13 protein-coding genes and 1 tRNA gene are annotated in these 12,816 nt (G+C 69.8%); 3 read left to right on the top strand and 11 right to left on the bottom strand.

What is annotated here, in order from left to right; translation table 11 throughout:
* Nucleotides 1-110: 110 nt before the first annotated feature.
* The 4 genes from IEX18_RS13605 to IEX18_RS13590 all read right to left on the bottom strand — a co-directional run bounded on the left by IEX18_RS13605 (nt 111) and on the right by IEX18_RS13590 (nt 3,995).
* Nucleotides 111-186: transfer RNA gene (locus IEX18_RS13605), tRNA-Glu, on the bottom strand.
* A 78-nt stretch (nt 187-264) separates the two neighbouring features.
* The gene (locus IEX18_RS13600; RefSeq protein WP_188659274.1) at nt 265-1,638 is read right to left on the bottom strand and encodes a class II 3-deoxy-7-phosphoheptulonate synthase; all 1,374 of its coding nucleotides are present in this window, start codon (nt 1,636-1,638) and stop codon (nt 265-267) included.
* 102 nt (nt 1,639-1,740) lie between these two features.
* Nucleotides 1,741-2,682, bottom strand: a complete 942-nt coding sequence (locus tag IEX18_RS13595; RefSeq protein WP_188659273.1) for a D-2-hydroxyacid dehydrogenase — start codon at nt 2,680-2,682, stop codon at nt 1,741-1,743.
* Nucleotides 2,679-3,995 (bottom strand): UDP-glucose dehydrogenase family protein, encoded by a 1,317-nt coding sequence (locus IEX18_RS13590; RefSeq protein WP_188659272.1) that lies wholly within the window; start codon nt 3,993-3,995, stop codon nt 2,679-2,681. Before IEX18_RS13590 ends, IEX18_RS13595 begins: the two co-directional genes overlap by 4 nt.
* A gap of 99 nt (nt 3,996-4,094) precedes the next feature.
* Between IEX18_RS13590 and IEX18_RS13585 the strand changes: the two genes are divergently transcribed.
* Nucleotides 4,095-5,066 carry a M48 family metalloprotease gene (locus tag IEX18_RS13585; RefSeq protein WP_188659271.1) on the top strand — a complete coding sequence of 324 codons (972 nt, stop codon included), beginning with the start codon at nt 4,095-4,097 and terminating at the stop codon, nt 5,064-5,066.
* Here the strand turns inward: IEX18_RS13585 and cysS are convergent.
* The 5 genes from cysS to IEX18_RS13560 form a co-directional block, all read right to left on the bottom strand.
* Complete coding sequence (gene cysS / locus IEX18_RS13580) at nt 5,059-6,495, bottom strand: cysteine--tRNA ligase (RefSeq protein ID WP_188659270.1); 1,437 nt, start codon at nt 6,493-6,495, stop codon at nt 5,059-5,061. The two genes, IEX18_RS13585 and cysS, sit on opposite strands and share 8 nt — an antisense overlap.
* Before the next feature lie 116 nt (nt 6,496-6,611).
* Nucleotides 6,612-7,520: a dioxygenase family protein gene (locus IEX18_RS13575; protein WP_188659269.1), complete on the bottom strand. Its 909-nt coding sequence runs from the start codon at nt 7,518-7,520 to the stop codon at nt 6,612-6,614.
* A gap of 89 nt (nt 7,521-7,609) precedes the next feature.
* A complete protein-coding gene (locus IEX18_RS13570; RefSeq protein ID WP_188659268.1) occupies nt 7,610-7,759 on the bottom strand; it encodes a hypothetical protein in 150 nt (49 codons plus the stop codon).
* Between the two features lie 66 nt (nt 7,760-7,825).
* A complete protein-coding gene (locus IEX18_RS13565) occupies nt 7,826-9,091 on the bottom strand; it encodes an ATP-binding protein (protein WP_188659267.1) in 1,266 nt (421 codons plus the stop codon).
* Nucleotides 9,075-9,830, bottom strand: coding sequence for a response regulator (locus IEX18_RS13560; protein WP_229664563.1), 756 nt, complete (start codon nt 9,828-9,830; stop codon nt 9,075-9,077). Before IEX18_RS13560 ends, IEX18_RS13565 begins: the two co-directional genes overlap by 17 nt.
* A 213-nt stretch (nt 9,831-10,043) precedes the next feature.
* Here IEX18_RS13560 and rpsU point away from each other — a divergent pair, with 213 nt between their 5' ends.
* Both rpsU and IEX18_RS13550 read left to right on the top strand, forming a co-directional pair.
* Nucleotides 10,044-10,250: a 30S ribosomal protein S21 gene (rpsU, locus tag IEX18_RS13555; protein WP_007404630.1), complete on the top strand. Its 207-nt coding sequence runs from the start codon at nt 10,044-10,046 to the stop codon at nt 10,248-10,250.
* A gap of 124 nt (nt 10,251-10,374) precedes the next feature.
* A complete protein-coding gene (locus IEX18_RS13550; RefSeq protein ID WP_188659266.1) occupies nt 10,375-10,944 on the top strand; it encodes an FKBP-type peptidyl-prolyl cis-trans isomerase in 570 nt (189 codons plus the stop codon).
* Between the two features lie 623 nt (nt 10,945-11,567).
* Here IEX18_RS13550 and IEX18_RS13545 read toward each other — a convergent pair.
* Both IEX18_RS13545 and phoB read right to left on the bottom strand, forming a co-directional pair.
* A complete protein-coding gene (locus IEX18_RS13545) occupies nt 11,568-12,017 on the bottom strand; it encodes a hypothetical protein (RefSeq protein WP_188659265.1) in 450 nt (149 codons plus the stop codon).
* A gap of 100 nt (nt 12,018-12,117) precedes the next feature.
* Nucleotides 12,118-12,813, bottom strand: a complete 696-nt coding sequence (gene phoB / locus IEX18_RS13540; protein ID WP_188659264.1) for a phosphate regulon transcriptional regulator PhoB — start codon at nt 12,811-12,813, stop codon at nt 12,118-12,120.
* Nucleotides 12,814-12,816 lie beyond the last annotated feature (3 nt).

Here is a 12,816-nt window from a genome sequence, read left to right as displayed (position 1 = left end):
CTTTGACCACGGGCGAACATCGCAGAGCCGGAAGGGCGTCTCGAGCGCAGCGGCGTTCAGGCGGGTATGAGGAAGCGTCCCTGCCGCAAGGCGCTCAAGCGGCGCGATGCTGGTGACCCCTACGGGACTCGAACCCGTGTTTTCGCCGTGAGAGGGCGACGTCCTAGACCGCTAGACGAAGGGGCCGTGTGCGGTGGAGGCGCGCGTCTATCCGGGGGTGGGGGCGGCGTCAAGCGCTTGTTGCGCCGCCCCGGCGATTGCCGCTCAGGCCGCGGCCTGGCGGCGCTCGGCCATCTCGGCGTTGAGCATCTCGGCGAGCAGAAAGGCGAGCTCGAGGCTCTGCCCCGCGTTCAGGCGCGGGTCGCAATGCGTGTGGTAGCGATCCGCCAGAGACTGTTCGGTCACGTCAATCGCGCCGCCGGTGCATTCGGTCACGTTCTGCCCGGTCATCTCGGCATGGATGCCGCCGGCATGCGTGCCCTCCGCGCGGTGGACGGCGAAGAAGCCGCGCACCTCGGCCAGGATGCGGTCGAACGGCCGGGTCTTGTAGCCGGTCGCCGCCTTCACCGTGTTGCCGTGCATCGGATCGCAGCTCCACACCACCGGATGGCCCTCGCGCGTCACGGCGCGGACCAGGCGCGGCAGGTGCGCCTCGATCTTGTCATAGCCGTAGCGGGTGATGAGCGTCATGCGGCCGGGGACGCGCCCGGGATTGAGCGTGTCGAGCATCCGCAGCAGCGCGTCGGGCTCGAGGCTGGGGCCGCACTTGACGCCGATCGGGTTGCCGATGCCGCGCAGGAACTCGACATGCGCGCTGCCTTCGAACCGCGTGCGGTCGCCGATCCACAGGAAGTGGGCCGAGGTGTCGTACCAGTCGCCGGTCAGCGAATCCTGCCGCGTCATCGCCTGCTCGAACGGCAGCAGCAGCGCCTCGTGGCTGGTGTAGAAGTCGGTCTGGGCGAGTTGCGGCACGGTCTCGGGATCGATGCCGCAGGCGGCCATGAATTCCAGCGCCTCGCCGATGCGGTCCGCCGTCTCGCGATATTTGGCGGCCCAGGGGCTGCGGCCCATGAAGTCGTGGGTCCAGCGATGCACCTGATGCAGGTTCGCATAGCCGCCCTGCGCGAAGGCGCGCAGCAGGTTGAGCGTCGCCGCACCCTGCGAATAGGCGCGGATCAGCCGCTGCGGATCGGGCTGGCGTGCCGCTTCGGTGAAGGCGATGTCGTTGACATTGTCGCCGCGATAGCTGGGCAGTTCGACCCCGTCGATCGTCTCGGTCGGGGTGGAGCGCGGCTTGGCGAACTGGCCGGCCATGCGGCCGAGCTTCACCACCGGCAACTTCGAGGCCCAGGTCAGCACAACCGCCATCTGGAGGATGACGCGGAAGGTATCGCGGATGTTGTTGGCGCTGTGCTCGGCAAAGCTCTCGGCGCAGTCGCCGCCCTGGAGCAGGAAGCCGCGTCCCGCCGCCACTTCCCCCAGCTGCTGGGTCAAGGCGCGCGCCTCGCCGGCGAAGACCAGCGGCGGATAGGTGGCGAGCGTGTCGGTCGCCGCCTTCAGCGCGGCGCCATCGGGATAGTCGGGCATCTGGCGCGCCTCGGCGGCGGTCCAGCTATCGGGGGCCCAGTTGGCGGCCATATCGTCCTCGCTTGTCCAGGCGCGCCCCATGCGCCGTTTGCGCCGATTCCGCAATGTTCGGCGTGTTTGCGCCTGAGAAGCGAGGCTTTATTGCCGTGTGGGTCAGTAACCGGCGGCGAGATCCACCATATTCGTCATCGGCCGACCCGCTTGCCAAGCGGCCAGATTGTCGAGGAAGAGGGCGGCGGCGCGGCGGAACATGCTCGACTGGCTGCGTCCGGACAGGTGCATCGACAGGATCACGTCGGGTGCGGACCAGAGCGGGTGGTCGGCGGGCAGGGGTTCGGGATCGGTCGGATCGAGAAAGGCGCCCGCAAGCCGCCCCTTGCCAAGCGCCGCGACGAGCGCCGCCTGATCGATCATGTCGCCGCGCGCGATATTGACGAGCCAGGACCCCGGCTTCATCGCCGCCAGCTCCGCGGCCCCGATCATCGCGCGGGTGTCCGCGGTCGAGGGCGCAGCGAGGATGACCCAGTCGAACCCGCTTAATTGTGCGCGCCAGGCATCGGGGGTCAGCGTCCCGTCGCGACCCGATCGGGTGACGCCGGTCACCGCGACCTCGAACCCCGCCAGCCGCCCACCGATCGCGCGACCGATCGTGCCATGACCGATGATCAGCGCGCGGCTGCCTGCCAGTTCTATCTTGCCCGGTGCGTCCCACGGCCATTCGCGCGCATCGGCGGCGCGGACCACCCGGTCGAAGCGCTTGGCGGCGACCAGCATGCCCATCACCGCATATTCGGCGACCGCGACCGCGTTGATACCGCTGCCGTTGGTGACGGTGACGCCGCGCTCGCGCAGCCGGTCGAGCGGGAAGGCGTCGAGCCCGGCATAGAGCGTCGAGACCCAGCGCAGCTGCTGCCCCGCCGCCGAGAGCACCTCGGCGACGAGACTGGTCGGCTGCAGGTCGACCCAGGCGATCGCCGCATCGGCGATGCCGGCCTTCGCCTCCTCGACGCTGGCGAACCAGCGCACGTCGAGGTCCGCCGGAAGATGCGGCTCGAGGAGCGGCCGCGCGATCGCCGGCAGGACCGCGATCGTCAACGGCCCACGGCCGTGTAGCTGAAGCCCGCCGCCTCCACCGCCTCGCGGCGATAGACGTTGCGCAGGTCGACCATTACCGGCGTCGCCATCGCGGACTTGAGCCGGTGGAGGTCGAGCGCGCGGAAGGCGTCCCACTCGGTCACGATCACCACCGCGTCCGCACCCTGCACCGCCTCATAGGGATCGGCGCAATAGGTCAGGTCGGGCATCATTGTCTTGGCCTGCTTGGTCCCCTCCGGATCGTGCGCGCGCACCGTCACCCCGGCATCCGCCAGCGCCTGGGCGATCGCGATCGAGGGAGCGTCGCGCATATCGTCGGTATTGGGCTTGAAGGTGAGGCCGAGCAGCGCGACCGTCTTGCCGCGCGCGTCGCTACCGTCACCCTGGGCGCCGAGTGCATGGAGCACCTTGCGCCCCATCTTGCGCTTCCTCGCCTCGTTCACCTTCACCACCGCATCGACGATGTGGATCGGGCTCTCATAATCGTCCGCGGTCTTGAGCAGCGCCAGCGTGTCCTTGGGGAAGCACGAGCCGCCATAGCCGGGACCGGCATGGAGGAACTTGCGCCCGATCCGGTTGTCGAGCCCGATGCCGCGGGAGACGTCCTTCACGTCCGCGCCCACCACCTCGCACAGGTCGGCGATCTCGTTGATGAAGGTGATCTTGGTCGCGAGGAAGGCGTTGGCGGCATATTTGATCAGCTCGCTCGTCCGCCGGCCGGTGAACAGGATCGGGTTTTCGTTGAGATAGAGCGGGCGATACACCTCCTGCATCACGCCGCGCGCGCGCGCATCGTCGGTGCCGATCACCACCCGGTCGGGCCGCTTGAAGTCGGCGATCGCCGCGCCCTCGCGCAGGAATTCGGGGTTGGAGACGACTGCGACGTCCAGCTCCGGCCGCGCCTCGCGGATGATCCGCTCGACTTCGTCGCCGGTGCCGACCGGGACGGTCGACTTGGTCACGATCACCGTCGGGCCGGACAACGCCGCGGCGATCTCGTGCGTCGCCCCAAAGACATAGGAGAGATCGGCATGCCCGTCGCCGCGCCGCGCCGGGGTGCCGACCGCGATGAAGATCGCCTCCGCCCCCGCGACCGAGGCGGCGAGGTCGGTGGTGAAGGTCAGCCGCCCGGCCGCGACATTCGCGGCGACGAGCTGGTCCAGCCCCGGCTCGTAGATCGGCATCCGCCCGGCATGGAGCGCCGCGATCTTCCCCTCGTCCTTATCGACGCACACCACGTCATGCCCGAAATCGGCGAAACACGCTCCTGACACCAGACCCACATAGCCGGAACCGATCATCACGATGCGCATCAGGGAAACGTCCATTGCTCGTTTGCAGTGGACGAGCCTCTAGGCGCGCTTCGGCGACCGGGCAATGACACTGGTCGGGTAGGGGGCTAGGGGAGGGGCATGGTGTCCCGTCTGCTCGCCCTTGCCGCCGCGCTTCTCCTTCTCGGCGGTGCGGCTCCGCCTGCAAACGACGACGATGCGGCGGTGGCGCGGGCGGACGCGGCGCTGGCGCGGATCGGTTGGCGCCTGGTGACGGCCAATGCGACCCTGTGCGACCGCCTCGCTCCTGCGCCGGGGTGGCTGATCCACGCGGTCGACCAGTATCTTCCCCAGCCCCTGCCGGCGGGTACGACGGTGAAGGGCTTCGCCGCGCCGGTCGCCATCGCGCTGACCGTGCCGGGCGCGCCGGCCGCCGCGGCAGGGGTGCGCGCGGACGACGGTCTGGTCGCGGTGTCCGGTCACGCCGTGCCCGCACCCTCCAAAGGGCCACCCTCCGCCCGCACCCGCGACGCCGCGCTCGCGCTGGTGATGGCGGAGCCTGCTGACCGGCCGCTGACCGTCACGCTGCTGCGCGACGCGCGCCGCTTCGACGCGACGATCGCCGCCTCGCCCGGCTGCCGCGCATCGTTCGAAGTCGTGCCCGGCCGCGCGCTGATCGCGGACTCGGACGGATCGGTCGTGCGGATCGGTCAGCCCTTCCTCGAACGCTATGGCGAGGCGGAGGCCGCGGCGGTCGTGGCGCATGAGCTGGCGCATATCGTCCTGCGCCACCGTGCCCGGCTGGAGGCGGCGGGCGTCAAATGGGGCCTCTTTTCCGAGTTCGGTCGCAACGGCCGGTTGTTCCGCCGGACCGAAAGCGAGGCGGACCTGCTCGGCGCGGCGCTGCTCCGCAATGCCGGCTGGGACGCCGCCGCCGCGCCGCGCTTCTGGCGGGAGCATGGCGGCGAGGTCGATGGCGGCCTGTTCCGCAGCCGCACCCACCCAGCCTCCGGCGCGCGGGCGGATGCGATCGAGGCGGCGCTGAAGACCGCGCCTGCGACCGGCCTGTGGCGACCGGCGCTGCTCGCAACCCGCGATCAGCCGCTCAGCTGATCCGCCAATCCCAGCCGAGCGGGTCGCCGTCCATCACCTCGACGCCCGCCGCCGCCAGTGCATCGCGGATCGCGTCCGAGCGGGCGAAGTCCTTCCCAACCCGCGCCTCCCGCCGTTCCGCGAGCCGCGCGGCGATCGCCGCCTCGTCCAGCGTCGCATCGGCGGGTCGGACGCGCAGTTCGGCGCGGGTCAGCGCCGTCAGCTTCAGCCCCAGCATCGCATCGAACTTCTCCAGCGCCGCCAGCCGGTCGGCCGGCGACACGCGCTTGTCGGCGAGCAGTTCGTCGAGCACCGGCAGCGCGCGCGGGGTGTTGAGATCGTCCGACACCGCCTGATCCAGCCGCTCCAGATAGGGCGCGGCCGCCGCGTTGGAGGGGGAGGCGGGGCGGGCGCGTAGAGCCTCGACCGCCTGCACCAGCCGCTTCAGCCGCGTCTGCGCCGCGGCCAGTCCTTCCCAGGAGAATTCCATCTCCGACCGGTAGTGCGCCTGCAGGCACATCAGCCGGTAGGAGAGGGGATGATAGCCCCGGTCGACCAGCGTCTGCAGCCGCGTGAATTGGCCCGACGACTTCGACATCTTGGCGTCACGTTCGACCAGGAAGTTGTTGTGCAGCCAGTAGTTCGCGCCCGTATCGGCGGTGCCGCTCATCGCCTGGTTCTGCGCGATCTCGTTGGGATGGTGGATCTCGCGATGGTCGATCCCGCCGGTATGGATGTCGAACCGGTCGCCCAGATAGGCGCGGCTCATCACCGAGCATTCCAGATGCCAGCCCGGCGCGCCGCGGCCCCAAGGCGAGTCCCACTCCATCTGCCGGTTCTCGCCGGGGGCGGAGGTGCGCCAGATCGCGAAGTCGGCGGCATGGCGCTTGCCCGCCACCTCCTCGATCCGGCCCTCGCCCTCTTCGGCGCCATGGCGGGCGAGGCGGCCGTAATCAGGCACGGTCGAGACGTCGAAATACAGGCCATCGGGCAGGCGGTAGCAATGCTTCGCCTCGATCGCCTGTCCCCATGCGATCATCTCGGCGACATGATCGGTGGCGAGCGGGAAGCGCGCGGGCTCGCGGATGTTGAGATCGCTCAGATTCTGCTTGAACGCCTCGGTATAATGCCGCGCGATCGCCCAGATATCCTGACCCGCGCGCTTCGCCGCAGCCTCCATCTTGTCGTCGCCGGCATCGGCGTCAGAGGTCAGGTGGCCGACATCGGTGATGTTGATGATATGGGTCAGCGCGCCCCAACCCATCGCCGCCGCCTTCCACCTCAGCACCCGCGACAGCGTGTCGGTGAAGACATAGGCGCGAAGGTTGCCGATATGCGCATAATTGTAGACGGTCGGCCCGCAGGAATAGACCCGCAGGTTCGCAGGATCGATCGGCGCGAACGTCTCGGTCTGGCGCGTCAGGCTGTTGAAGAGGGTGAGCGGCTGCATGGCACGCGCCTTACCCGCGCCCGCGCCGCTTCGCCAAGGGGCCCCGGCCGGGGGCGACGCCGGCCGGGGCTGCGCGGACGGCACAGGGGGAGCCGCCGCGCATCTCGTGATACCGTCTAGCGCGCGATGCCGATCAACGCGGTCGCCGCATAGCCGCCGCTCGCATTCGCGGTGAAGGCGGGCGTCTGCTGCGCCAGCTGCGCCGCGCTATTGTCGCCGAACACATTGTCGCGCGGCAGCGAGATCGCGGCGAAGTTGGACGCGCTGCTCGGATAGGTGGCGCTGTCGGCATAGACGATGCCGCATACCGAAGCGGGCATCGCGAATTGCGAGGTCAGCACGGCATAGCGCCCGCTGGTCGCATTGGTCAGGCTGGAGAAGATCTCGAAATGCATGTGCGGCCAGCGGCCGTCGTAGCAGCCGGGAAAGATGGTGGTGAAGGTCACCTGGCCATAGGCGTCGGTCACCTGCACGCCGCGCAGATAGCTCTCCGCCGCGGCGGTGTAGAGCGAGTAATGCCCCTGCCGGTCGCAATGCCACAGATAGACGGCAAAATTGGCGAGCGGCGCGCAGGCTGCGTTCACATCGACCAGCGTCAGGGTGAGCGTCATCGCTACGCCGGTCGCCACCGTCGTGCTGGCGATGAAGCTGGGGCGGATGTCGGAGCGTACGATGCCGGAGGCGGTGAGGACGTTGGAGGTCGATCCGCTCGCCGTGTTCGTCCCGTCGCCCGGATAGGGGCCGGCGGTCTCGCTGGGATCGACGATGCAGCCGCTGGTGGCGGTCGCCGTCGCTGTTGGGGTCGGCGTCGCACTGGCCGAGGCGGTGGGCGTCGGCGTGGCGGTGCCGGTCGTCACGCTGACCGTCGAGGCATCGCCGTCGCTGCCGCCGCAGCCCGCGACCAATGCGGCGGTGCCGGCACCAGCGAACCATTTCAGCGCCCGCCGCCGGGCGAGCAGCGCCTCGATCCGCGGCCAGTCCTCGGCCAGGCCGTGGCCGTGATCGGCGTCGTGTCGGTGGGTCAACTTTGGCCTCCCTGTCGTTGCAGGAAGGTCTCTGGGGTCGGCGCTTTGCCGGCTTATGTCGTCATGCTTCGGCGATGTTTCGCCTCATGTCAGCGCGTTGCGCCGCCATTATAGTCCTTGATCCCGCGCAGCCGCCGCCGCCGCGCCGCCCGCTTCCGGCCATAGACCAGCGCGAACCCCATGCCGCCCAAAACGAGCAGGGCGATCAGGCCGTAGGCGATGAGGTGGCGAGTTTCCAACGACGGCATCCGGCAAGCTGGTGATCGCGGGCCTGTATAAACTCGGCGTCATCTTCGCAATCGCGATCAGCGCGTCGCCAGCGGCAGCGTCACCCGCGCGCGCGCGCCGGTCGTCCCGTTCTCGAGCACGGCATCGCCGCCGTGCCGCGCCACGATCGAACGCACGATGGCGAGACCCAGGCCGGCGCCGCCGGTCGCCCGGTTGCGGGATGGGTCGCCGCGGACGAATGGCTCGAACAGTCGCTCGACCGTCGCCGGGTCGATGCCGGGCCCGTGATCGTCGACCCAGATCTCGACCCGGTCCCCCGTTGTCCGCCAGCCCAGCTCGGCACGATCGCCATAGCGGACGGCATTGCCGATCAGATTGTCGAACAGCCGGCGCAACGCGCCGCTGTCGCCGCGCACCACCGCACGCGGGCCCGGCTGCAGCGTCACCGCCGCGCCCCCCTCGCGTCGGTCCTGCACAAGGCTGTCGAGCAGGCTGCCCAGATCGATCCGCGCCTCCGCCTCGACCCGCTCGTCGCGCGCGAAGGACAGTGCGTCGGCGATCATCGCGCGCATCTCGGCGATGTCGGCCTCGGCCCGCTCGCGCGCCGCATCGGGCAGCTGCTGGACGCGAAAGGCCAGCCGCGCCAGCGGGGTGCCCATGTCGTGCGCGATCGCCGCCAGCATGGTCGTGCGCCCTTCCGCATGCGCGGCGAGGCGGGCGTGCATCGCCCCGACCGCGCGCGACAGGTCGCGGACCTCGCGCGGGCCCCCGACGGGCAGCGGCGGCAGCGAGGCGCCCGCGCGCGCATCCTGCGCGGCGCGCGCCACCGCGCGCACCGGGCGGGAGATCAGTTGCGCGACCACCCAGCCCAGTCCGCCGAAGACCGCGACCACGATCAACATCACCATCAGGGTCTGGACATGCCATGGCGCGAGCAGCGGACGCTCCGTCTCGACGACCCGCCAGCCCCCGTCGCGGCGCACCGCCAGCACGAAGTCGCGCCCGAACTCCTCGCCGGGGCCGCGCGGCGGACGCATCGAATAGGCCCGCACGTCGGACGCCCGGACGTCGAGCACTCCCGCGATCCGGGCCTGTGCCTCGGCATCGGGGTGGAAGGGGCGGCCCGGATTGGGCGGCGCAGTGCGTTGCTCGGCGCGCAGTCGCCCCGCGCCTTCGCCACCGCGCAGCGCGGCCACGATCAATCGCGTATCGATACCGGCGCGGCGGGGCGGGGGGCCGCTGAAGGTGACGAGGAAGATTGCGGTGACCGCGACCACGACCGACGCGAGCACCAGCGCGAAGATCGGCCAGGCGATCGAGCGCACGTCAGCGCGTCTCGACATCGGCCGCGAACATATAGCCCTCGTTGCGCACCGTCCGGATCAGCTCGTCGCCGCCCCGCCCGTCGGGTCGGGCCAGCTTGCGTCGCAGCCGGCTGACCTGCACGTCGATCGCCCGGTCGAAATGTTCGGCCTGCACGCCGCGCGAATGATCGAGCAGGAAGTCGCGGGTCAGCACGCGCCGGGGATGGTCGACCAAAGTCATCAGCAGCCGGAACTCGCCATCCGACAGGTTGATGACGACATCGTCGGGATCGGTGAGCAACCGCGCCTGCGGGTCGAGCCGCCAGCCGGCGAAATGCTGTTGCGGGCGGAGCGGCACGACGGCGCCGGTACGTCGCGCCGGCCGCTCCTCGTGACGGCGCAGGACCGAGCGAATGCGCGCGAGCAGCTCGCGCGGGTTGGCCGGCTTGGCGATATAGTCGTCCGCGCCCATTTCGAGCCCGACGATCCGGTCGACTTCCTCGCCGATGACCGAGAGGATGATCACTGCCGGCGCGGTCGCGGGTTCGAGCGAGCGCAGGATCGACAGTCCGTCTTCGCCGGGCATCATCACGTCCAGAACCACCAGCGCATAGCTGTGCCGCGCCAGCGCGGCGCGCATCGCCGCGCCGTCTTCCGCCACGTCGACGATATAGCCGTGGTGCGACAGGAAGGCGGCGGACAGCTCGCGGATGTCCGGATCGTCGTCGACGATGAGCAGGCGGGTCTCCAGGTCCATGGTCTCGCGGGGCTGTGGCATGGCGCCGGACTGATGTCCCTGCGTATCGCCCGCATTGCAGAGCTGCAACATGACGCCGAATGCCACGCCGCTGTGGCGATCCGGCCACAGCTCTCCGCGGCGCGCCGGCCCGCAAAGACTTGCCTTTGCCGCGCCCGGCTGGTAGGCGGACCCATCCACGGTGCGGTTCGTTCCGCGCCGCTATCGTCTTTTGTTCGGAGCTTACCGGGTTTTATGCAGATCATCGTTCGCGACAACAACGTCGACCAGGCCCTTCGCGCGCTCAAGAAGAAGCTGCAGCGTGAGGGCGTGTATCGCGAGATGAAGCTGCGCCGTCACTACGAGAAGCCGTCGGAGAAGCGTGCGCGCGAGCGTGCCGCTGCCGTGCGCCGCGCCCGCAAGCTGGAGCGCAAGCGCGCCGAGCGCGACGGCGCGCGGTAAGCGCCCGGTCCGGCGGGCGATCGCTTCGCCTGCCGGACGGATCGGCCCGATCGGCGGCCGGTCTCCTTGATCTACTTCCGGTGGCGGCGACCGGGCCGGCATCTCCAGCACGGATGTGTTCCCCATGTCGACCGTCACCGCCGTTCCGCTCCAGCCGGTCAAGCGCAGCTATCTGGTCTATCTCTGGATCGGGCTCGCGCTGGCGGTGATCGCCGCGGTGGCGCTGGCCCGGCAGGGCGACGACGTTCTCACCCGCAACGCCCGGGCCCGGGGCGTGCAGGTCACCGCCTCCGGCCTCCAGTACAAGGTGCTCGAGCCGGGCAAGCCGGGCGCGGCCAAGCCGACCGATGCCGACATCGCGCTCATCAACTATGAGGGCAAGCTGCTCGACGGCAAGGTGTTCGACAAGTCGCAGCAGCCGACGCCCATGCCCGTCGCGGGTGTCGTGCCGGGCTTCTCCGAGGCGCTGAAGCTGATGCCGAAGGGCGCCAAGTACCGCGTCTGGCTCAAGCCTTCGCTCGGCTATGGCGCCGAGGCCAAGGGTCCGATCCCGGCGAATTCGACGCTCGTCTTCGATATCGAGCTCGTCGACTTTCTGCCCGAGGAGCAGGTCCGCCAGATGCAGATGCAGCAGCAGATGATGATGGGCGGCGCCGGCGGCGCAGGCGGCATGCCCCCGGGCGCCGGGCGCTGATTGCTAAGGCTGCGCCCGCGTCGGCGGACGTGGTTGGTCGATTGGACGGCGGGTCGGTTGGCCGGCGGTAGGTATGGCTCGATCAACCGCGCGAACCCGATGATCCCGATGCCGCCACACGCCCGTTGGCGCTGGGCCTGTCGAAGCGTTGCTCCGAATCGGGAGCCAGCCAAAATTGGGCCCAACGTCATCGCCGTGATGGCAAGACACCTGCGAAAGCGAGCGCGTCATGCCGGACTTGTTCCGGCATCCACTGCGCCGCGAGCGTACAAGCCAGAAATTTCGCGGAACGGTGGATCCCGGAACACGTCCGGGATGACGATTGTAGGATGCAGCCGCCGCGCCTTTTGCGAAGGTTCCGCGGAGGCCTGGATCTTTCGCTCTCTGACGGCCGCTGCGCAAGTCGGCTGATGCCGCCGGCTCTCCTCGCCAAGGCGCGACGGGTAAGAACAGCGCCTCGACAGGCTCAGCGCGAACGAAGGGGGTAGAGGCTGTTTCAGCTGGTAAACCCCATCCTGCGACCGCCGGCCACGCTTACCACCCATATAAAAAGGGCGCCCTGGCTCTCCGGAGCGCCCTCTTCTTCAGCCGCGCCGCCGCATCACGCGGCGGGCATCAGCCGGTTACTTGCCGCCGCGCTGGCGACACTTGTCATACTGGCCCTTCTTGCAGATCGGGTAGTTCTGCAGCGGCGCCGGCGGCGGGAAGGCCTGCGACGGGCTCTGCGACGGCGCGACCGTCACCGGGGCGCCGGCGGCCGGGGCCGTGGTCGGCGTGGTCGGCTGATAGCCGCCGACCGGGTCGCCCGTCGTCATGCCGCCGGGCGCCGCGCCCGTCGCGCCGCCGGCGGGCGCCTGGGTGGTCATGCCCGAATCGGTCGCCGGGGCGGTGTCGGTCGTGGGCGCGGTGGTGGTGTCCGTGGTCGACGAGGGCATCGCGGGATCGCCGGCCGGCGGCTGCGCCGTGGCGGTATCGGGCGTGGTCGTCGAGTTCGGGGTGCCCTGCGTCGTCATATCCTGGGCGACGACCGGCGCTGCGATCAGCGCGGTGGCGGCAAGAAGCACGAACTTCATGGAGGTTTCTCCTCGGAATATCGGTGCGGGATCGTTCATCCAGCGGCGGGCCAACGCCCCAGCGCGCGTATGTGTCCTTCGCGCAACGATCCCCCTGCGCTCAGCCCTCCGCGTCGAGCGCGTATCCGGCCGAGCGAACGGTGCGGATGATATCCGACCGGCCGCCGACATTGATCGCCTTGCGCAGCCGCCGGATATGCACGTCCACCGTCCGGCTCTCGATGTCGCTGTCATGGCCCCACACGCTGTCGAGCAGCCGCTCGCGTGAGAAGACATGGCCGGGATGTTCGAGGAAGTGCTTCAACAGGCGGAACTCGGTCGGCCCCAGCGCCACCGTCTCGCCGCCGCGCTTCACCTTGTGGCCGACCGTGTCCATCTCGATATCGGCATAGGTCAGCGCCTCGCCGGCAAGGGCCGGGCGGACGCGGCGTAGCACCGCGCCGACCCGCGCCACCAGCTCACGCGGGGAGAAGGGCTTGGTGACGTAATCGTCCGCACCCGTCTCCAGCCCGCGTACCCGGTCCTCTTCCTCGCCGCGGGCGGTCAGCATGATGATCGGCACGTTCTGCGTCTCGGGCGCCCGACGCAGCCGGCGGCAGACCTCGAGACCCGAGATCACCCCCTCCACCATCCAGTCGAGCAGCACGATGTCCGGCGCGCGCTCGCGGGCGAGCAGCAGCGCCTCCTCGCCGTCGGGCGTGTGGACCACCTCGAAATCCTCGCGCCGGAAGTGGAAGGTCAGCAGCTCGGCGAGCGCCGCATCGTCCTCGACCAGCAGCATGGTGACACGGGCCATGGG

The sequence above is a fragment of the Sphingomonas metalli genome (assembly GCF_014641735.1).
GTDB classification, from domain to species: domain Bacteria; phylum Pseudomonadota; class Alphaproteobacteria; order Sphingomonadales; family Sphingomonadaceae; genus Sphingomonas; species Sphingomonas metalli.
This window is presented reverse-complemented; position numbering and strand designations above follow the sequence as displayed.

Coding starts and splice junctions, on each gene's coding strand:
- IEX18_RS13600 (WP_188659274.1), bottom strand. CDS start 1,638: ATGGCCGCCAACTGGGCCCCCGATAGCTGGACCGCCGCCGAGGCGCGC.
- IEX18_RS13590 (WP_188659272.1), bottom strand. CDS start 3,995: ATGCGCATCGTGATGATCGGTTCCGGCTATGTGGGTCTGGTGTCAGGA.
- IEX18_RS13585 (WP_188659271.1), top strand. CDS start 4,095: ATGGTGTCCCGTCTGCTCGCCCTTGCCGCCGCGCTTCTCCTTCTCGGC.
- cysS (WP_188659270.1), bottom strand. CDS start 6,495: ATGCAGCCGCTCACCCTCTTCAACAGCCTGACGCGCCAGACCGAGACG.
- IEX18_RS13565 (WP_188659267.1), bottom strand. CDS start 9,091: ATGTCGAGACGCGCTGACGTGCGCTCGATCGCCTGGCCGATCTTCGCG.
- IEX18_RS13560 (WP_229664563.1), bottom strand. CDS start 9,830: ATGCCACAGCCCCGCGAGACCATGGACCTGGAGACCCGCCTGCTCATC.
- rpsU (WP_007404630.1), top strand. CDS start 10,044: ATGCAGATCATCGTTCGCGACAACAACGTCGACCAGGCCCTTCGCGCG.
- IEX18_RS13550 (WP_188659266.1), top strand. CDS start 10,375: ATGTCGACCGTCACCGCCGTTCCGCTCCAGCCGGTCAAGCGCAGCTAT.
- IEX18_RS13545 (WP_188659265.1), bottom strand. CDS start 12,017: ATGAAGTTCGTGCTTCTTGCCGCCACCGCGCTGATCGCAGCGCCGGTC.
- phoB (WP_188659264.1), bottom strand. CDS start 12,813: ATGGCCCGTGTCACCATGCTGCTGGTCGAGGACGATGCGGCGCTCGCC.